At 47.5% G+C, this 18,656-nt stretch carries 19 protein-coding genes; 15 read left to right on the forward strand and 4 right to left on the reverse strand.

Annotated features, from left to right (window positions below):
- The first annotated feature begins 3 nt into the window (after positions 1–3).
- Complete coding sequence (locus tag MTO69_RS02545; protein ID WP_248330846.1) at positions 4–450, forward strand: hypothetical protein; 447 nt, start codon at positions 4–6, stop codon at positions 448–450.
- 73 nt (positions 451–523) lie between these two features.
- On the opposite strand, the gene tolC is transcribed toward MTO69_RS02545, so the two are convergent.
- Positions 524–1,846 carry an outer membrane channel protein TolC gene (gene tolC, locus MTO69_RS02550; protein ID WP_248330848.1) on the reverse strand — a complete coding sequence of 441 codons (1,323 nt, stop codon included), beginning with the start codon at positions 1,844–1,846 and terminating at the stop codon, positions 524–526.
- Positions 1,847–2,079: 233 nt separating this feature from the next.
- On the opposite strand from tolC, the gene nudF reads away from it, so the two are divergent.
- The 6 genes from nudF (at position 2,080) to parC (ending at position 8,949) form a co-directional block, all read left to right on the forward strand.
- Positions 2,080–2,703 (forward strand): ADP-ribose diphosphatase, encoded by a 624-nt coding sequence (gene nudF / locus MTO69_RS02555; protein WP_248330850.1) that lies wholly within the window; start codon positions 2,080–2,082, stop codon positions 2,701–2,703.
- Positions 2,697–3,137, forward strand: coding sequence for a DUF1249 family protein (locus MTO69_RS02560; protein ID WP_248330852.1), 441 nt, complete (start codon positions 2,697–2,699; stop codon positions 3,135–3,137). The genes nudF and MTO69_RS02560 overlap by 7 nt, the downstream gene beginning before the upstream one ends.
- A 9-nt stretch (positions 3,138–3,146) precedes the next feature.
- The gene (gene cpdA / locus MTO69_RS02565; protein ID WP_248330854.1) at positions 3,147–3,968 is read left to right on the forward strand and encodes a 3',5'-cyclic-AMP phosphodiesterase; all 822 of its coding nucleotides are present in this window, start codon (positions 3,147–3,149) and stop codon (positions 3,966–3,968) included.
- Between the two features lie 30 nt (positions 3,969–3,998).
- Positions 3,999–4,580 (forward strand): esterase YqiA, encoded by a 582-nt coding sequence (gene yqiA / locus MTO69_RS02570; RefSeq protein ID WP_248330856.1) that lies wholly within the window; start codon positions 3,999–4,001, stop codon positions 4,578–4,580.
- A gap of 211 nt (positions 4,581–4,791) precedes the next feature.
- Positions 4,792–6,672: a DNA topoisomerase IV subunit B gene (gene parE / locus MTO69_RS02575; RefSeq protein ID WP_248330858.1), complete on the forward strand. Its 1,881-nt coding sequence runs from the start codon at positions 4,792–4,794 to the stop codon at positions 6,670–6,672.
- A gap of 3 nt (positions 6,673–6,675) precedes the next feature.
- The gene (gene parC, locus MTO69_RS02580) at positions 6,676–8,949 is read left to right on the forward strand and encodes a DNA topoisomerase IV subunit A (protein WP_248330860.1); all 2,274 of its coding nucleotides are present in this window, start codon (positions 6,676–6,678) and stop codon (positions 8,947–8,949) included.
- A gap of 41 nt (positions 8,950–8,990) precedes the next feature.
- Here the strand turns inward: parC and degS are convergent, their stop codons facing one another.
- From degS to zapG, 3 genes are all read right to left on the reverse strand, one after another.
- Positions 8,991–10,055, reverse strand: coding sequence for an outer membrane-stress sensor serine endopeptidase DegS (degS, locus tag MTO69_RS02585; protein ID WP_248330862.1), 1,065 nt, complete (start codon positions 10,053–10,055; stop codon positions 8,991–8,993).
- A gap of 131 nt (positions 10,056–10,186) precedes the next feature.
- Positions 10,187–11,554, reverse strand: coding sequence for a DegQ family serine endoprotease (locus tag MTO69_RS02590; RefSeq protein WP_248330864.1), 1,368 nt, complete (start codon positions 11,552–11,554; stop codon positions 10,187–10,189).
- A gap of 126 nt (positions 11,555–11,680) precedes the next feature.
- Positions 11,681–12,142: a Z-ring associated protein ZapG gene (zapG, locus tag MTO69_RS02595; protein ID WP_248330866.1), complete on the reverse strand. Its 462-nt coding sequence runs from the start codon at positions 12,140–12,142 to the stop codon at positions 11,681–11,683.
- A gap of 152 nt (positions 12,143–12,294) precedes the next feature.
- Between zapG and zapE the strand changes: the two genes are divergently transcribed.
- The 8 genes from zapE to sspB all read left to right on the forward strand — a co-directional run bounded on the left by zapE (position 12,295) and on the right by sspB (position 18,618).
- Positions 12,295–13,398 carry a cell division protein ZapE gene (gene zapE / locus MTO69_RS02600; protein ID WP_248330868.1) on the forward strand — a complete coding sequence of 368 codons (1,104 nt, stop codon included), beginning with the start codon at positions 12,295–12,297 and terminating at the stop codon, positions 13,396–13,398.
- Positions 13,399–13,644: 246 nt separating this feature from the next.
- The gene (gene rplM / locus MTO69_RS02605) at positions 13,645–14,073 is read left to right on the forward strand and encodes a 50S ribosomal protein L13 (protein WP_038139704.1); all 429 of its coding nucleotides are present in this window, start codon (positions 13,645–13,647) and stop codon (positions 14,071–14,073) included.
- A gap of 15 nt (positions 14,074–14,088) precedes the next feature.
- A complete protein-coding gene (rpsI, locus tag MTO69_RS02610; protein ID WP_005436094.1) occupies positions 14,089–14,481 on the forward strand; it encodes a 30S ribosomal protein S9 in 393 nt (130 codons plus the stop codon).
- 329 nt (positions 14,482–14,810) lie between these two features.
- A complete protein-coding gene (gene petA / locus MTO69_RS02615; protein ID WP_248330870.1) occupies positions 14,811–15,404 on the forward strand; it encodes a ubiquinol-cytochrome c reductase iron-sulfur subunit in 594 nt (197 codons plus the stop codon).
- A complete protein-coding gene (locus MTO69_RS02620; protein WP_248330872.1) occupies positions 15,404–16,669 on the forward strand; it encodes a cytochrome b in 1,266 nt (421 codons plus the stop codon). The genes petA and MTO69_RS02620 overlap by 1 nt, the downstream gene beginning before the upstream one ends.
- A complete protein-coding gene (locus MTO69_RS02625; protein WP_248330874.1) occupies positions 16,666–17,403 on the forward strand; it encodes a cytochrome c1 in 738 nt (245 codons plus the stop codon). The genes MTO69_RS02620 and MTO69_RS02625 overlap by 4 nt, the downstream gene beginning before the upstream one ends.
- 97 nt (positions 17,404–17,500) lie before the next feature.
- Positions 17,501–18,136 (forward strand): stringent starvation protein SspA, encoded by a 636-nt coding sequence (gene sspA, locus MTO69_RS02630; protein WP_248330876.1) that lies wholly within the window; start codon positions 17,501–17,503, stop codon positions 18,134–18,136.
- An 11-nt stretch (positions 18,137–18,147) separates the two neighbouring features.
- Positions 18,148–18,618, forward strand: a complete 471-nt coding sequence (gene sspB, locus MTO69_RS02635) for a ClpXP protease specificity-enhancing factor (protein ID WP_248330878.1) — start codon at positions 18,148–18,150, stop codon at positions 18,616–18,618.
- Positions 18,619–18,656: the final 38 nt, after the last annotated feature.

Genomic DNA, 18,656 nt, shown 5'->3' on the forward strand with positions numbered 1-18,656 from the left:
ACAATGAAAAAGTTAGCATGTATCGGCTTGGCGAGCAGCCTATTGATTGGGTGCAGCGCTCCAGCGATTGATTGGCAACAAGGCGATCAAGTGCCGTTCGCGCAAACTGTGGTGACGATGAAGAGCACTGTATGGATTGATATGATGCCATCTGTTGGGGAAGAACAAGAAATGACGCTGCGAGGCTCTATCTTGCTTGAGTCGGATCAAGCCTTAGACCCGAGTACTCGGGTTGATCTGCTGTCGTTGCAACAAGGTGAACAAGTGTGGTTGGTGGAAGGCGATGCGCTAGAGCTCAGAACTTACAGCCCCACTCAGTGGGAGGTGGCTTTTGAGTGGCAGGTGCCGATTGATGCCGAGCGTGCGGTCGACATTGCTGTTCAGCTCAGTGACCAAGAGCACTCTACTTGGCTGGTGAATCAGCAGGTGTCGGTCGATAAGGTGTATTAGTCACTGCTGAACTTTAGCGGACACAAAAAAGGCTTGCTTCGAGGAGCAAGCCTTTTGCTTTTTAGCTCACAAATTAACTAGCCTTTTTAAGCCCCGCGTGGATTTCTAGAATCTCATCTTCACTTAGAGTGCCGACCGCTTGACGCAGCTGCAGTACGCTAAGGATGTAGTTGTAGCGAGCATTTGATAGGTCCTTGTTGGCATCGTAGAGACGACGGGTCGAGTCGAGAACGTCAACAATAGTACGCGTACCGACATCGAAGCCCGCTTCGGTCGCTTCTAGCGCTGATTTTGCTGATATCACCGCTTGCTCGAAGGCACGTAGCGCGCCAATAGATGCGTTGATGTTGTTGTTAAACGCACGAACATCTTTCACGACACTGCGATAAGTCGCTTCAAGCTCTTGGCTTGCTGACACATAGTTGAACTCGGCCTGCTTGGTTTGTGAGGTGATATTACCGCCCGTGTAGAGTGGCACATTAAGATTTAGACCCAGATTAAAGTTATCTGTGTTGCCGTTTTGGGTGCTCTGAGAAATGTCACGGTAGTTGTAACCGCCGTCAAGGGTGAGTGATGGTAGGTGACCAGAGCTGGCTAGGGAAATATTATCTTTTGCCACATCTTGGGCAATGCGCGCTGACAGCAAACTCAAGTTTTTCTGTTGCGCGTCTTCGAGCAGCTGATTAATGTCGGCTTGGCTTTTGCTCGCTGAGAAGCGTTGCGTATCTAACACATCGAGGTCATCGTGTTGCTGACCAGTGATTTCACGCAGCTCCTCATATGTATTAATCAGGTCATTCTCGGCCAACACCTCATCAGCGAGAACGCCATCGTATTGAGCTTGAGCGTCATGAACGTCAGTAATCGCAGATAGACCCACTTCAAAACGCTGTTTGGTCTGCTCTAGTTGACGCCCAACCGCGGCTTTTTCCGCTAGGACGAACTCTAAATTATCTTGAGCGCGCAGCACTTCAAAGTAAGCGCTGGCAACGCGCAGAATCAGCGCTTGCTGCGCTGCGGCGTATGCTGCATCCGCTTGACGTGCGGATTTCTCAGAGATATCTAGGGTCAGCCAGCTTGAACGTTGGTAGAGCTCTTGAGAAAAATTGATGCCGGCTGATAAGGTGTTTTTATCGTTATCAATGGTTGAACTTGAATCAAGTTTGGTTTCACCACGATCGAGGCCATAACCCGCGGTCAGGTTGATTTGTGGTAGTAACGTTGAGCGGCTAGAGTTCACTGCTTCAAAGGCGGCATCACGCTTTGCAGCGGCGCTCAATAGGGTTGGGTCGTTTTCTTTTGCCAGATTGTAGATATCCGTTATCGAGTCAGCAAGCACGTTAGTGCTCATGCTGCCAATAGCGGCACTAATCACGAGTGGAAGCAGTTTCTTCATAGGTCCTATTCCTACCAAATTACGAAAAAGTTGAGTCTTCAAGAGTTTAACTTAATTGATGGCAACTCGTTTAAAAACTTTGCAAAGTTTTACACTTAACTATCCACTTGTGCAATAAATTAAATTCATCAACTTAAAATAATCTACAAAAATTGTATAAAAAGTTGAGCCATGTCCTTGGAAGTTAAGTATCTGTCTGAGTAAACTATAAGATTCACTCAGTGAGGTGCCAAATGCAACAGTCTGACAATCAACATCCGCAGTTTACTGCTGAAGATGTGGAAATAATCTCAAAAGAAACACTCTTTCAAGGTTTTTTCTCTATGGTCAAGTACCGCTTCAAACATAAGCTGTTTGCGGGTGGTTGGAGTGCCGAGATTGAGCGCGAGATGTTCGAGCGGGGTCATGCAGCAGCACTGCTGCCATACGATCCGGTCACCGATCAAGTGGTGATTATCGAGCAGATTCGGGTTGGCGCTTTGGAGCACTCAAGCCCTTGGCAACTGGAAATAGTCGCCGGCATGATTGAGCCGGACGAAGAGGCTGAGCAGGTCGTTCGCCGTGAAGCCGTTGAGGAAGCTGGGATTGAAATTGGCCAGATAGAGAAAGTGACTTCTTATTACCCCTCATCGGGAGGCTGCTCAGAGCTGCTTGATGTTTACGTCGGACAGGTCGATGCAAGTACAGCACATGGCGTTCATGGTTTAGACTATGAAGGAGAGGATATTCGCGTACACGTGATTTCCCGCCAGCAAGCGTACCAATGGGTGGTGGATGGCCGTTTTGAAAATGGTGCGTCAATCATCGCTTTGCAATGGTTGGAGCTAAACCAGCAACGATTGAAGAAACAATGGTAAAAGTAGCAGAAAAAAGACCGTATCATGTTGATTTGTCAGATTTGATGCGTACATACGAGACCAATTACGCCAAGCTTAACGCTCTGTTGCCTAGTCAGCCGAGTGTCGGAGACGTGCGCTGCTACCAAGCCGCCGCAATGACCTACCAAATTCAAGTGGTAGAAGTCACAAAGTACACAACTTTGGTCGACATTTGTCAAAGTGATGACGTTCCTGTATTTCCATTGCCTACGATGTCTGTCAGGCTTTATCACGATGCTCGTGTCGCTGAGGTCAGTGGCTGTGAGCATCTGAAACGTATCCATGCTCGGTATAATTATCCTAACGAAAAAATGCTGCAGCAAGATGAGAAAGTACAACTGAATCGCTTCTTAGGTGATTGGCTTTCGTTTTGTTTGCGACAGGGTATCAGTCGCAATCCATTGAATATTTAGGTTTATGTTTTGAAAGTAGTGTCAAGTTCAACAGACAGCAGCACAATTAAGTTGATCCAGATTACGGACACTCACCTGTTTGAGCCTGCCGACGGCAGTCTACTCAGTGTGAAAACCCTGGATAGCTTTAATGCGGTGGTGTCAGCCATTATCGAACAGGGAAGTTGCTTTGATGCAATCCTGTCGACGGGAGACATTTCACAAGATCACACTGCGGGGTCATACCAACGCTTTGTGAGTGGCATCGCGCCGTTAAAGAAACACTGTTATTGGCTGCCTGGCAATCACGACTTTAAGCCGAGCATGGCCTCCGTGCTTCCTTCTCAGCAAATTGAGCAAGTTTCACACGTGTTACTCGGCGAACATTGGCAAATGGTGCTGCTCGATTCGCAGGTGGTTGGTGTACCTCATGGCCGTCTGAGTGATCAACAGTTGCAGTTGCTTGACGAAAAGCTTTCTCAACATCCACAGCGCCATACTTTAGTGTTACTGCATCATCATCCGATTTTGGTGGGCAGTCGCTGGCTCGATCAGCACACCCTCAAAGATGCTGAGTATTTCTGGCAGTTGGTGGAAAAGCATAGCAATGTCAAAGCGGTGCTATGTGGGCATGTCCATCAAGATATGAACGTACTTCATCAAGGCGTGCGAGTGATGGCTACCCCATCAACTTGTGTGCAGTTTAAGCCAAACAGCGATGATTTTGCCCTCGATACGCTCTCTCCCGGCTGGCGTGAGTTAGCGCTGTTTGCTGACGGAAGTCTAACTACAGAAGTGAAGCGCCTCGCGCCAGGAAGCTTTCAACCTGATTTTACCTCTGCGGGCTATTAAACAAGTAAGCTACAACCTAAAGGACTTCGTATGCGACCACCTCTGTTGCTCTATATCCACGGTTTTAACAGCTCACCTCTCTCGCTGAAAGCAAACCTCATGCAAGAGTACTGTGCGACACACCGCCCAGACATCAAAGTGGTGGTGCCTCAACTGCCTTGCTTTCCCCAGCAAGCCGCTCAGCACCTACTGGATATCGTCAACCAGTATAAAGAAGAGTACCGGATTGGTTTAGTTGGCAGCTCACTGGGTGGTTATCTATCGATGTGGCTCAATGCTCAGTTCGGTTTTAAGGCCGTGGTTGTCAATCCTGCGGTGAGACCGTATGAGCTGTTGGTGGATTTTTTGGGCGAGCAGCAAAATCCTTATACGCATGAACGCTATTTTCTAGAAAGTCAGCATATTGATGAGTTGAAAGCCCTCGATACACCCCAGTTACAGCGTCCACAAGATTTTTGGTTACTGCAACAAACGGGCGATGAAGTGCTCGACTATCGACAAGCCGTCAGCCATTTTTCTGGCTCACAGCAAACCGTCGAACAAGGGGGCGATCATAGTTTTGTCGACTTCGAACGCTATCCGGAGCAAATCATTCGCTTCCTAGAGCTTTGACCCTCATTGAGGGAAGAGTCATAAATTTGCTTGTTACTTGACGCTCTCTCTTGACATAATTGGGTCTGTTCCAGACTATGTCTCACCAGTACTTGTGTGGATCTGATGTGATTGTTTCGCGATCGGATGTTGTAGCACAGCCGATGCGATAACGCCTTAGAAATCGCCCACCAAGTTATCCTTTTTATTCTCTATAACGATATTCCGTATTATGACTGAACAATATAATGCAGGGGCCATTGAGGTTCTTAATGGTTTGGAGCCAGTACGTCGCCGCCCTGGGATGTATACGGATACAGCGCGTCCGAACCATTTGGGCCAAGAGGTCATCGACAACAGTGTGGATGAAGCGCTGGCCGGTCACGCTTCCAAAGTTCAAGTGATTCTACATGCCGACCAGTCACTTGAAGTGATCGATGATGGTCGCGGTATGCCTGTTGATATTCACCCAGAAGAGAAAATCTCGGGTGTGGAACTGATTTTCTGTAAGCTTCACGCAGGTGGCAAGTTCTCCAACAAAAACTATCAATTTTCCGGTGGTCTCCACGGGGTGGGGATCTCGGTAGTAAACGCTCTATCAAAGCGTGTTGAAGTGACGGTGCGCCGTGATGGCCAAGTATATGAAATGGCCTTTGAAAACGGTAATAAAGTCGAAGAGCTTACGGTAACCGGGACTTGTGGTCGTCGCAACAAGGGTACCAGCGTTCACTTCTGGCCTGATGCGAGTTACTTCGATTCAGCTAATTTCTCTGTCACCCGTTTGGTAAACAACTTACGTGCTAAAGCCGTGCTTTGTCCGGGCCTTGAGATTACCTTCAGCGATAAAGTTAATGGCAAAGAGTACCAGTGGCGCTATGAAGATGGATTGAAAGACTATCTGGCTGAGGGCGTTAAAGGCTATACGGTATTGCCAGAAGAACCCTTCACTGGTGAGTTCTCTGCTGAAACCGAAGCGGCTACCTGGGCCGTGATTTGGCAACCTGAAGGCGGTGATATGATCACCGAAAGCTACGTGAACCTGATCCCAACGGCGCAAGGTGGTACCCACGTAAACGGCTTACGCCAAGGCTTGTTGGATGCCATGCGTGAGTTCTGTGAATTCCGTAACTTGCTACCGCGTGGCGTTAAATTGACCGGTGATGACGTCTTTGAACGCTGTTCTTATGTGCTCTCGGTAAAGATGCAAGATCCGCAATTTGCTGGTCAGACTAAAGAGCGTCTCTCTTCTCGCCAAACTGCGGCGTTTGTCTCGGGTGTGGTTAAAGATGCGTTCAGTTTATGGCTCAATGAGAAGCCGCAATTGGCTGAACAATTGGCGGAAGTGTGTATCGCTAACGCTCATCGTCGTATGCGTGCAAGTAAAAAAGTGGTGCGTAAGAAGGTTGCGTCAGGCCCAGCATTGCCAGGCAAGTTAACCGATTGTTCGCAGCAAGACTTAAGCCGAACTGAAATTTTCTTTGTCGAGGGTGACTCGGCAGGGGGCAGTGCCAAGCAAGCTCGCGACCGTGAGTTCCAGGCGGTCATGCCATTGCGAGGTAAAATTCTTAACACCTGGGAAGTGTCACCGGATCAGGTGCTCGCTTCACAAGAAGTCCACGACATCTCGGTTGCGTTAGGGATTGACCCAGACAACGACAACCTCGACGGCCTGCGTTATGGCAAAATTTGTATTCTCGCCGATGCGGACTCGGATGGTCTTCACATCGCGACGCTTTTGTGTGCGCTATTTACTCGCCATTTCCGTGCGTTGGTTGAAGCTGGGCATATCTATGTTGCGATGCCACCTTTGTATCGTATCGACTGTGGCAAAGAAGTGTTCTATGCCCTGGATGACGACGAAAAAGAGGGCATTTTAGAGCGCTTATCTAAGAAAAAAGCCAAGATCAATGTCCAGCGATTCAAAGGTCTCGGTGAGATGAACCCACTACAACTGCGCGAAACCACCATGGATCCCAATACACGCCGCTTAGTCCAACTTACCATTGATGACAATGACGCCACGATGGAAATGATGGATATGTTGCTAGGCAAGAAACGTGCAGATGACCGCCGCTCTTGGCTGCAGAATAACGGCGATATGGCAGAGGTTTAACGAATGTCGACAGAAATTACTTATGATGGCGTTGAACAGTTGCCGATGCGCAAGTTCACCGAAGACGCCTATCTCAATTACTCCATGTACGTCATCATGGATCGTGCGCTGCCTTATATTGGCGATGGCCTTAAGCCGGTTCAACGACGTATTATCTATGCGATGTCTGAACTTGGTCTCTCGGCTAGCGCAAAATACAAAAAATCCGCACGTACAGTTGGTGACGTGTTAGGTAAATACCATCCTCATGGCGATTCAGCCTGTTACGAAGCCATGGTATTGATGGCACAACCTTTCTCTTACCGTTACCCATTGGTTGATGGTCAAGGTAACTGGGGTGCACCAGACGATCCGAAATCCTTCGCCGCGATGCGTTATACCGAAGCCAAGCTGTCTAAGTTTGCTGAGGTGCTGCTGGGTGAGCTGGGTCAAGGCACCGTGGAGTGGCAGCCAAACTTTGATGGCACGATGAAAGAGCCACAAATGCTACCTGCGCGGCTGCCACACATCCTGCTTAACGGGGTGACAGGTATCGCAGTCGGTATGGCGACCGACATTCCACCACACAACGTACGTGAAGTGGCGGATGCGACCATTCATTTGATAGATAATCCGAAAGCAGAATTGGCTGAGGTGATGAACTTTGTTCAAGGCCCAGACTACCCAACTGAAGCGGAAATTATCTCGCCTAAGAGTGACCTTGAGAAAATTTATCGCACCGGCCGTGGCAGTATCAAAATGCGCGCGGTATGGCATAAAGAGGGCAGTGATATCGTAATCACAGCGCTGCCACATCAAGTGTCAGGCGCGAAATTGCTTGAACAAATCGCAAGTCAAATGCGGGCGAAGAAGCTGCCTATGGTTGATGATCTTCGCGATGAATCTGATCACGAGAACCCAACTCGAATTGTGGTGGTGCCACGTTCGAATCGCGTCGATTGTGAGCAGTTGATGAACCATCTATTTGCATCCACGGATCTTGAAAAGAACTACCGAGTTAACCTCAACATGATTGGCCTAGACAACCGTCCTCAGGTTAAAGGGTTGGTCCAGGTTCTAGCGGAGTGGATTGAGTTCCGCCGTGCAACCGTTCGTCGACGCTTACAACACCGTCTAGACAAAGTCTTGGCCCGTCTGCATATCTTGGAAGGTTTGCTAGTTGCTTACCTTAACCTAGATGAAGTGATTGAAATCATTCGTACCGAGGACGATCCCAAAGCGGTATTAATGGCACGATTTGGTATCACCGATATTCAAGCCGATGCGATTCTCGATACCAAACTTCGTCATCTAGCCAAACTAGAAGAGATGAAAATTCGCGGTGAGCAGCAAGAGCTGGAGAAAGAGCGTGAAAAACTTGAACAGCTGCTTGGTTCTGAACGCCGTTTGAATACGCTGTTGAAGAAAGAGATCAAAGCCGATGCTGAGAAGTACGGTGACGATCGCCGCTCGCCGTTAGTCGAACGTGCCGAAGCCAAAGCGCTCACTGAGCGTGACTTGGTACCAAGTGAGCCAATCACTGTGGTGTTATCCGAGAAAGGCTGGATTCGTCATGCCAAAGGGCATGACGTTGATGCTGAAGGGTTGAACTACAAGTCTGGTGATAAGTTCCTTGCCGCTGCGCGAGGTAAAAGTAACCAGCAAGCCGTCTTTTTGGGCAGCGATGGACGCAGCTACTCGCTTGAGTCTCATTCATTGCCGTCTGCTCGAAGTCAAGGCGAGCCTATCACTGGTCGATTGAATATCAATGCTGGCACCAGTATTCGCCACGTCGTTATGGGCGAGGAGCAGCAAGCTTGGTTAGTAGGCTCTGATGCTGGCTATGGTTTTGTTTGTAAAGGCAGTGATTTATTGTCGAAAAACCGCAGCGGTAAAGCGCTGGTCTCCTTGCCACAAAACTCTGAAGTGCTCACCCCGCAATCTGTGGGTGACCTAGATAGCGATGAAATTTTGGCTATCACCAATCAAGGTCGCATGCTGTTGTTCCCAATTAAAGATCTCCCTCAGTTAGGTAAAGGTAAAGGGAACAAGATCATCAATATCCCTGCGGCGAAAGCGAAAGATCGCGAAGAGTTTGTTTCGCATCTGATTGCCTTACCACAAGGTAGTGCCGTTACCCTCTACGCTGGTAAACGTAAATTGGGGCTCAAAGCCTCCGATTTAGATAACTTCCGAGGGGAGCGAGGTCGACGAGGTAGCTTGCTTCCTCGAGGATTGCAACGCGTCACTCGCGTGGATGTTGAGTTGCCGAGCAACGAAACAACAATTGAAGAGTAACAAACAACCCCATGCTTAGGCATGGGGTTGTTTTTAGGTGGCTATTCTCGAGTATCTTCTTGGATAGTGACCTGTAATGTCTTCTCTTGGCCTTTGTGTAAAACCAGAACATCGACGGTTGTTCCCGGTCTGAGTTCTGTGACCAAATCCATTACACTTTGGCGGCCGTTGATCTTTTGACCATCGATCTTGAGGATAATGTCTTGAGGTTCGAATCCCGCTTCTGCCGCAGGTCCGTTAGGGTCAACACCAAGTACAACAATACCGCCTAAATGCTCATTGCCCAGTAGTCTTGATGTCACCGAGTTGATGTCTTGCCCATCGATCCCAATGTAACCGCGAATGACGCGTCCATCAGCAATGATTTTCTGCATGATCTTATTGGCGAGTGAGTAAGGAATCGCAAACGAAATTCCGTAAGTTTCAAGCTCAGTTGCTTGTTGGAAAGAAGCTGTGTTGATGCCCACCAGTTCTCCGCGGGTATTAACCAGCGCGCCACCAGAGTTACCCTCGTTGATAGCAGCGTCAGTCTGTATGAACGCCTGGTGACCGTCGGCACTTATCGACGAACGTCCTGTTGCCGAAATAATGCCAAAAGTGGTCGTTTGGCCAAGATTGTAGGGATTACCTATCGCAAGAACCACATCGCCTACTTTGGGTTTGTAGTCTGGATTAAGGGGGATCACCGGCAGGTTTTCACCCTCAATGCGCAGAATAGCGATGTCTGTGCGGCGATCTTTACCGACCAATTGTGCCGCCGCCAAGCGACCATCTTGGAGTGCGACGATCACTTGATCAGCTTGGGCAACCACATGATAGTTGGTAATGATGTAGCCTTTTTCACTGGCGATAACACCCGAGCCCAAACCTTGAATGGAGAGTTCCGAGCGATCACTCTCGGTGTACTTGCGACTATAAATGTTGACTACTGCTGGTGCGGCTTTACGTACCGCGTGATTAAAAGAAATCGGTACGGGAGAGTTTGCATCACTGCTTTGTTCTACCTCTGCGGGAAGAATGCTAGAGCGCAAAGAGGGGACTGTGACTAATAGTAAGGCTGCCGTTGCTAAGCCTAAGCCAACAGAACGCAATAGGAATTGCAGCATACTTCCCTCATAGATGGTAATAAAGTGAATAAGTTGGGGAAGAATAGCACTAGATAACTAGAGAAGAAAAGGACAGCCGGGTGATGGGCTGTCCGTTTACAAGCGATATCGCGTTTTATTGATTGAAACCGTTAGCGTATAACAAGGTAAATGCTGCGGTCACCACGTTGAATGTTGAGGGCGAGTACACCAGGCTGTTTGTCGAGAACTTTCCTAAACTCGGCCAAGTTTTTCACGCGTTTACGATTCACACCGATTATGATGTCGCCTTCTTGTAGCTGATACGCTTCCGCTTTTGACCCGGCTTCAATGGCACTAACCTTGACACCTTGAACTTTATCGCTGGCGTTGGTGTTGGTTAATTCTGCACCTGACAGACCGTCGTGCAGTTTGTCCGCAGTCGTCTTGACATTGTTCTGTTCGCCGAGCACCACATCGTAGGTGCGCTCCTTACCATCACGCACAATCCCTAGAGTGATCTCTTTACCGGCTCCCAGAGTCGCGACTTTTGCACGTAACTCACTAAAGGAATTGATCGATTTACCGTTGACCGAGACAATCACGTCGCCAGCTTCAAGCCCTGCTTTATCTGCGGCGCTATCTGGGACGACTTGGCTAACAAACGCCCCTTTGCTCGATTCATAGCCAAGCGCCTCAGCCAACTCGGAAGTGATCTCCCCGCCTTGCACGCCCAGCATGCCACGTTTGACTTCGCCAAATTCTAAGATTTGCGCGGCCAGGTTATTCATCATGTTAGACGGAATCGCAAAACCGATACCGACGTTGCCACCGTTCGGTCCAAGAATAGCCGTATTGATACCGATCAGTTCGCCATTAAGGTTAACCAAGGCGCCCCCTGAGTTACCACTGTTGATCGCCGCGTCAGTTTGGATAAAGTTTTCAAAGTTTTCGATATTAAGCCCGCTGCGGCCCAGTGCAGAGACAATACCCGAGGTGACCGTTTGACCAAGACCAAACGGGTTACCGATGGCGACCGCAAAATCACCGACTCGCAGTTTGTCTGAGTCTGCAATTTTTACTTCGGTGAGGTTTTTGGCTTTTTCCAGTTTGAGCAGAGCCACATCCGACATTTGGTCTCCACCGATAAGCTCGGCGTCGTACTCGCGACCATCATGCAGTTTGACGCGAATCTTTTCTGCGCCATTGATGACGTGATAGTTGGTTACAATGTGGCCTTTGTCGGCATCAATGATAACGCCCGAGCCTAATCCTCGAAATGGGCGCTCTTGAAGCTGCTCAGTCGGGAAATCAGGACCAAAGAAAAAACGAAATTGTTCGGGGATATGCTGTTTAGAGACCTGTGTGCCTTCAACGGAAATGCTGACCACAGCAGGTGTGACTCTTTCCAGCATGGGGGCTAGGCTCGGCATCTGTTCGCCGTTCATCGCAACAGGCAGCGCCGCGGTTGCTTGAATCGGGGTGATGATTGAACTTAAGCTGAGAGATAGAACTGTTAATGCGAGCAAAGGTTTTTTCATCGGATACTCCTAATAAATTAACATCCCATATGACGAATATTTGTACGAAATATCAGAATTCAAGGGACAGTTATCAGGAGTTATGACTCAAAAACCTTTGCAAAGTTCAGCAGACTAAGATTGCAATTATGACGCTTTTGCTGAGACGACGTCTTGAGAGTCTAGGATCTCTTTCTGTTGCTCTTTAAGTAAACCTGTCGATCCAGACGCGTAATCTTTGGGTGCTTCACTTAATGGTTGGATGTCGGCGGTTTGGCGCACTTCATCATGTTCCTCACCTTGATGATGAGCAATTTTCTTCACAAATGGATTGTCTTGATCAGGGATATTCGGCAGAAGTTCGCTTGAGGTCTTCGCCATGTGTTGGTAGAGCTTAGTGTACTCTTTACCTAAGGAGTCCAACATGTCTGCAGTTTGGGCAAAGTGATCGGTTAGGTCTTGTTTTTGCTGCTCCAACTCAAACTTCGCACTATCTAAATCTTTCTGTACGCTTTTCTGTTTCTTGTAGCTCGGTGTGGTGAGACGAGAGAGGGCGACACCAAGTACCAGACCAACAAGCAAGCCTACTAGGGCATAAATCCAAGGCATATTTGCTCCTTATCATTGTTATTTAACATGTTTTTTACTGGTTAGTTACACATGTTCAAACGACATGGTACTATGAGTGCTTAAGCCAATAAAGCAAAATGCATGTGCTCTACATAGCAGTTTAACAGTCTTCTTCACTAGGTAACGAAGCGATGACGCCATTAGAAATCTACCAAAAAGATATAAAAGAACACGGTTTTCAAAAAGATGCGGCTCAACTTCAGGCGGTTTCGGCACTAGATAAACTCTTTCATGAGTTTGTTGATTACATGGCGACGCCGGTAGAGAAACCATCAGGGTGGCGCAAATGGTTCAGTAAAGAGACTCCACCGCCTCAAGTGCCAAAAGGCATTTATTTCTGGGGAGGTGTAGGGCGTGGAAAAACCTATCTGGTCGATACCTTTTTCTCAGCCTTACCCAGCGACAAAAAAATGCGTGTCCACTTTCACCGTTTTATGTACCGCGTACATGATGAATTAAATGCGTTGGGTGAGGTGAACGATCCGCTGGAAATTGTCGCCGATAAATTTAAAGCGGAAGCTGACATTATCTGCTTTGACGAGTTTTTTGTCTCTGATATCACTGATGCCATGATCTTGGGCACCTTGTTCCAAGCCCTGTTCAAGCGTGGTGTGATTCTTGTCGCTACGTCCAATATTCCACCTCAAGAGCTTTATCGTAATGGGTTGCAACGAGCACGTTTTCTGCCCGCGATAGAGTTGATCGAAGCCAATTGTCACGTACTTAATGTCGATAGTGGAATTGATTATCGATTGCGCACGCTTGAGCAGGCGGAGATCTACCACTTTCCATTAGATGCGCAAGCGGACAAAAACTTGCGCCACTATTATGAGCAGTTGGTCGGAGAGAATAAGCAGATCCAAACTACGATTGATATCAACCATCGCAAAATTGCTGTCATACAAGCCTCAGATGGCGTATTGCATGCGAGTTTCGAGCAGTTGTGTCAGTCTGCTCGTAGCCAAAATGATTACATTGAAATGTCGCGAATTTACCACACTGTATTGTTGGCCGATGTGAAGCAAATGGACCGAACCATCGATGATGCAGCAAGGCGCTTTATTGCTTTGGTCGATGAGTTTTACGAGCGCCATGTAAAGTTGATTATTTCTGCGGAAGTTGCTTTAGAGGCGTTGTATAGCGGTGGGCAGTTGGAGTTTGAGTTTAAGCGTTGTCAGTCACGACTGATTGAAATGCAAAGCCATGAATACCTTGCCAAGGAGCACTTGGCTTAAGCTAGGCAGTTCCTCGCTTGATGCTTGAAAAAAAATGGATTTTTTTGCCAAAAAAAGGTGATTTTTTCAACTGACTTCTCTATAATCCTGCGACCCACCGTTACTGCAGACCTTGATTATCGAAGGTATTTCGACATAACGGGTCGAGAGTGCCAACCACTCGAAGGGGTGTTGACTGGACTCTTAGTCAGTGGGAGCGAAAGCTCCTTAAGTGTAAATTTAAATAATTAACGGGTTATTATTAGCATGAAAACTTTCGTTGCTAAACCAGAAACTGTAAAACGCGACTGGTACGTTGTAGACGCTGAAGGTAAAACTCTTGGCCGTCTAGCAAGTGAAATTGCATCTCGCCTACGTGGCAAACACAAAGCTGAATACACTCCACACTGTGACACTGGTGATTACATCATCGTTGTTAACGCGGAGAAAGTTACTGTAACTGGTAACAAAGCTAAAGGTAAGATTTACTACCGTCACTCTGAATTCCCAGGTGGCCTAAAGTCAATCAGCTTCGAGAAGCTAATTGATCGTAAGCCTGAGATGGCTCTTGAGCTAGCAGTTAAAGGTATGCTACCACGTGGTCCTCTAGGCCGTGCTATGTACCGTAAGCTGAAAGTTTACGCTGGCGCTGAGCACAACCATGTTGCTCAACAACCTCAAGTACTAGACATCTAATCGGGGATTTCGAAAATGGCAGAGAATCAATACTACGGCACTGGCCGTCGCAAAAGCTCAGCTGCGCGTGTTTTCATTAAACCAGGCAGCGGCAACATCGTAATCAACAAGCGTAGCCTTGATGAGTACTTCGGTCGTCCAACTTCTCGCATGGTTGTTAAACAGCCTCTAGAGCTAGTTGAACTAACTGAGAAACTAGACCTTTACGTTACTGTTAAAGGTGGCGGTATTTCAGGTCAAGCAGGTGCTATCCGTCACGGTATCACTCGCGCTCTAATGGAATACGATGAGTCTCTACGTCCTACTCTACGTGCAGCTGGTTACGTTACTCGTGACGCTCGTTGCGTTGAACGTAAGAAAGTTGGTCTACGTAAAGCACGTCGTCGTCCACAGTTCTCAAAGCGTTAATCTTTTTTCGAAAAGATTCGCTTCCAATATTCGTATTGGAATGTGGCGTCAAAAGCCTGGCTTATTGCCAGGCTTTTTTGTTTTTCGACTCCAAAAAAATCCCACCTCACCCGTACTTACTGATTGTTTTGTCGCAGTTATACCGCTTTTGTGACCTCATAGGCGATTCGCCTCACAAATGTTACAAAAAGGTAGCTTTATCTTGTCAAAAAGTAGGGTTTTATTTATCATTTGCCATCAAATAAATACAACTAAATTCGTATTTTGTTAGCCATGCTCTTTAAGCGGAATAACAACAATCCACAAGGAGCAAATGGGAGAATGTTTGGATGAGCAATGCGCCTTTAAATAACGGTCGCAGACGTTTCTTAACTGCTACAACCGCGGTTGTGGGTGGTTTAGGGGCAGCTGCTGTCGCCGTTCCTTTTATCAAATCTTGGAACCCAAGTGAAAAAGCCAAAGCGGCGGGTGCCCCTGTTGAAGTTGACATCGGTAAACTTGAAGAAGGGCAAATGGTACGTGTCGAATGGCGAGGTAAACCTGTTTGGGTTGTGCGTCGTGCACAGTCTGTGGTCGACACTCTGAAAGAGCTTGACGGTCAACTACGTGACCCTTCTTCAGGTGAAGAGCAGCAACCTACTTATGCTCAAAACGCTTACCGCTCAATTAAGCCAGAGTATTTCGTTGCTGTCGGTATCTGTACACACCTTGGTTGTTCACCTACTTATTTGCCTGACAGTTTCAGCGAGCAAGTTCAGGGTGTGAAATCTGGTTTCTTCTGTCCATGTCACGGCTCTAAGTTCGACATGGCTGGACGTGTTTTCCAAGGCGTACCAGCGCCATTAAACCTAGTTGTTCCTAAGCACATGTATCTTAGCGATACTAGAATTCTTGTCGGTGTTGACGAAGAAGGGGAGGCATAATGCAAGCTCTACTTGATTGGGTAGAAAAACGCATACCCGCAATGAATGCGTACAAGAAGCACCTTTCTGAGTACCCGATGCCAAAGAACTTTAACTTCTGGTATCTGTTTGGTTCGTTAGCGATGCTTGTTTTGGTCAACCAAATCCTGACTGGTATTTGGTTAACAATGAACTATGTACCGTCTGGGGATGGTGCCTTTGCTTCTATCGAATACATCATGCGCGATGTGGAATACGGTTGGTTGCTGCGTTACATGCACTCCACCGGCGCATCGGCTTTCTTCGTGGTTGTTTATCTGCACATGTTCCGTGGCTTAATCTACGGCTCATACCAGAAACCTCGTGAGCTGCTGTGGATCTTCGGCATGTTGATCTTCTTAGTCTTGATGGCAGAAGCCTTTATGGGTTACCTACTACCTTGGGGACAAATGTCTTACTGGGGTGCTCAGGTAATTATCTCGCTGTTTGGTGCTATCCCTGTTATCGGTGATGACTTGACGCTATGGATTCGTGGTGACTACGTTATCTCTGGTGCGACGCTAAACCGTTTCTTCGCTCTACACGTTATTGCTCTGCCAATCGTATTGCTGCTACTTATCGTGCTTCACGTTCTAGCACTGCACGAAGTGGGTTCAAATAACCCAGACGGTATCGAAACTAAGTTGCCAAAAGGCACTATGGGCGACGATTACCAGACTCAGTTCAAGTTCCATGACTACTACACTAAGAAATACGACATCATTGACTCGATTCCTTTCCATCCTTACGGAACGGTTAAGGATCTTATTGGTGTCGCTGGATTCTTGTTCTTGTTCTGTTATGTGTTGTTCTTCAATCCAGAAATGGGCGGTTACTTCCTTGAGCCACCTAACTTTGAAGCGGCAAACCCACTAAAAACACCTGAACACATTGCCCCTGTATGGTACTTCACGCCGTTCTACGCGATTCTGCGTGCGGTTCCAGACAAGCTGTTGGGTGTCATCGCGATGGGTGCATCAATTGCGGTGCTATTCGTACTGCCTTGGTTAGACCGTTGTCGTGTACGCTCTTACCGCTACCGCAGTAAGTTCCATTTATTCAATATCATCCAGTTTACGATCAGCTTTATTGCGTTGGGTATTCTAGGTGCGCTACCAGCGACACCAACTTACACGCTACTAGCTCAGATCTTCAGCTTAGCTTACTTCATGTTCTTTGTGCTGCTGTACTTCTACAGCAAAAACGAAGCGACTAAGCCACTACCAGAAAGGGTGACATTCAAATGAAAAAATGGATTGTAATTTTATTTGCAATGCTGCCTTCATTGGCGATGGCAGCGGGTGCTAACGTACCGCTTGATAAAGCAAACAACGATTTGACCGACCAAGCTTCATTGCAAAATGGTGCTAAGTTGTTCATGAACTACTGTTTTGGTTGTCACTCAGCGCAATACCAACGTTACGAGCGTGTTGCTCGTGATATCGGTATTCCGACGGATCTGCTTAAAGAGAACCTGATTTTTGATCCGAATGCCAAAGTGGGTGACTTAATGGAAAACGCGATTCCAGACGAGTCAGCAGCGAAATGGTTTGGTGCTCCACCGCCGGATCTAACTCTGGTAGCACGTGTGCGTGGCACCGACTGGCTGTACACTTACTTGCGCTCATTCTACTCAGATCCTAGCCGACCATTTGGTGTGAACAACATTGTATTCCCAAGTGTTGGTATGCCTCACGTGCTTGAAGAGTTACAAGGCATCCCAACTCCTGTCTACGAAACGCATGTCGTAGACGGTGAGGAAGTGACAAAAGTGGTTGGTATCGAGACTGACGGAACTGGGGAAATGAACGACGAGGAATACGACAGCGCTGTTCGTGATCTGGTCAACTTCCTAGAGTACTCGGGTGACCCTGTGAAGCTTGAGCGTCATGCGCTAGGCTGGTGGGTGATGGCCTTCTTGGTTATCTTCACTATCGTCGTGGTACTGCTTAAGAAAGAGTATTGGCGTGATGTGCACTAATTGTGCTAACATACCGTGCTAATTCCCAATTTTTGAACTTAACAATGGAGGCTTAGCCTCCATTGTTTTTATATTTGTAAGTGTGCTGGAGGGCTCCATGGCTGTAGCTGCCAATAAACGTTCTGTGATGACTCTATTTTCAAGTGCATCTGATATGTATAGCCATCAGGTACGTATTGTTCTAGCAGAGAAAGGTGTAAGTGTTGAAGTTGAGCTTGTCGATGAGGCAAATCTGCCGGCAGAGCTGATTGAACTTAACCCATACAAAACCGTGCCAACTTTAGTTGACCGTGAACTAGCGCTTTACGATTCAAAGATCATCATGGAATACCTAGATGAGCGTTTTCCTCATCCACCATTGATGCCTGTATATCCAGTGGCACGTGGTAATAGTCGTCTAATGATCTACCGTATCGAAAAAAACTGGTACACGTTGGCAGAAAAAATCGTTAAAGGTAGTGCTGAAGAAGCAGAAGCGGCGCGCAATAAGCTACGTAACGACTTACTGACGCTTGGCCCTGTGTTTGCTGAATACGAATACTTCATGAGCGAAGAGTTCAGCTTGATCGATTGTTACCTAGCACCTTTGCTATGGCGTTTGCCGCAACTTGGTATCGAACTGGTTGGCCCTGGTTCAAAAGAGCTGAAGATTTACATGAACCGTGTATTTGAGCGCGACTCATTCCTTGCTTCACTGACTGAAGCTGAGCGTGAAATGCGTCTGGTTCGTTAATCGGCGTCAAGATGGATATTGTAAATATGACACCACGCCGCCCATATATGCTTCGTGCGTTTTATGAGTGGTTGGTGGATAACGAATTGACTCCGCACCTTGTTGTTGCAGCAGAGATGCCAGGTGTACGTGTTCCGCTTGAGTTTGTTCAAGATGGCCAAATCATCTTGAACATTGCACCAAGAGCAGTCGGCAATTTAGAGCTTGGTAACGAAGCCATTACCTTTAACGCTCGTTTCAGTGGTCGTCCTCACTCGGTGATTGTGCCACTCTACGCAGTTCAAGCTATTTATGCCCGTGAGAATGGTGCAGGAACCATGTTTGAACCAGAAGATGCGTATTCGGAGGAGTTTCAAGAGCCCGAACTTGAGGAAGTGACAGAAGAGTCACAACCGCTTAGCGTGGCGACTGAAAGTGAACAGGTTGACCCTGAAGATCCACCAAGACCGAAAGGTCGCCCAAGTCTTAGGGTAATAAAATAAAAAAAAGCAGCGATTAAACGCTGCTTTTTTATTGTCTA

Origin of the sequence: Vibrio sinaloensis, from assembly GCF_023195835.1 — a bacterium.
GTDB classification, from domain to species: Bacteria; Pseudomonadota; Gammaproteobacteria; order Enterobacterales; family Vibrionaceae; genus Vibrio; species Vibrio sinaloensis_C.

Coding starts and splice junctions, on each gene's coding strand:
- MTO69_RS02545 (WP_248330846.1), top strand. CDS start 4: ATGAAAAAGTTAGCATGTATCGGCTTGGCGAGCAGCCTATTGATTGGG.
- tolC (WP_248330848.1), bottom strand. CDS start 1,846: ATGAAGAAACTGCTTCCACTCGTGATTAGTGCCGCTATTGGCAGCATG.
- nudF (WP_248330850.1), top strand. CDS start 2,080: ATGCAACAGTCTGACAATCAACATCCGCAGTTTACTGCTGAAGATGTG.
- MTO69_RS02560 (WP_248330852.1), top strand. CDS start 2,697: ATGGTAAAAGTAGCAGAAAAAAGACCGTATCATGTTGATTTGTCAGAT.
- yqiA (WP_248330856.1), top strand. CDS start 3,999: ATGCGACCACCTCTGTTGCTCTATATCCACGGTTTTAACAGCTCACCT.
- parE (WP_248330858.1), top strand. CDS start 4,792: ATGACTGAACAATATAATGCAGGGGCCATTGAGGTTCTTAATGGTTTG.
- parC (WP_248330860.1), top strand. CDS start 6,676: ATGTCGACAGAAATTACTTATGATGGCGTTGAACAGTTGCCGATGCGC.
- degS (WP_248330862.1), bottom strand. CDS start 10,055: ATGCTGCAATTCCTATTGCGTTCTGTTGGCTTAGGCTTAGCAACGGCA.
- MTO69_RS02590 (WP_248330864.1), bottom strand. CDS start 11,554: ATGAAAAAACCTTTGCTCGCATTAACAGTTCTATCTCTCAGCTTAAGT.
- zapG (WP_248330866.1), bottom strand. CDS start 12,142: ATGCCTTGGATTTATGCCCTAGTAGGCTTGCTTGTTGGTCTGGTACTT.
- zapE (WP_248330868.1), top strand. CDS start 12,295: ATGACGCCATTAGAAATCTACCAAAAAGATATAAAAGAACACGGTTTT.
- rplM (WP_038139704.1), top strand. CDS start 13,645: ATGAAAACTTTCGTTGCTAAACCAGAAACTGTAAAACGCGACTGGTAC.
- rpsI (WP_005436094.1), top strand. CDS start 14,089: ATGGCAGAGAATCAATACTACGGCACTGGCCGTCGCAAAAGCTCAGCT.
- petA (WP_248330870.1), top strand. CDS start 14,811: ATGAGCAATGCGCCTTTAAATAACGGTCGCAGACGTTTCTTAACTGCT.
- MTO69_RS02620 (WP_248330872.1), top strand. CDS start 15,404: ATGCAAGCTCTACTTGATTGGGTAGAAAAACGCATACCCGCAATGAAT.
- MTO69_RS02625 (WP_248330874.1), top strand. CDS start 16,666: ATGAAAAAATGGATTGTAATTTTATTTGCAATGCTGCCTTCATTGGCG.
- sspA (WP_248330876.1), top strand. CDS start 17,501: ATGGCTGTAGCTGCCAATAAACGTTCTGTGATGACTCTATTTTCAAGT.
- sspB (WP_248330878.1), top strand. CDS start 18,148: ATGGATATTGTAAATATGACACCACGCCGCCCATATATGCTTCGTGCG.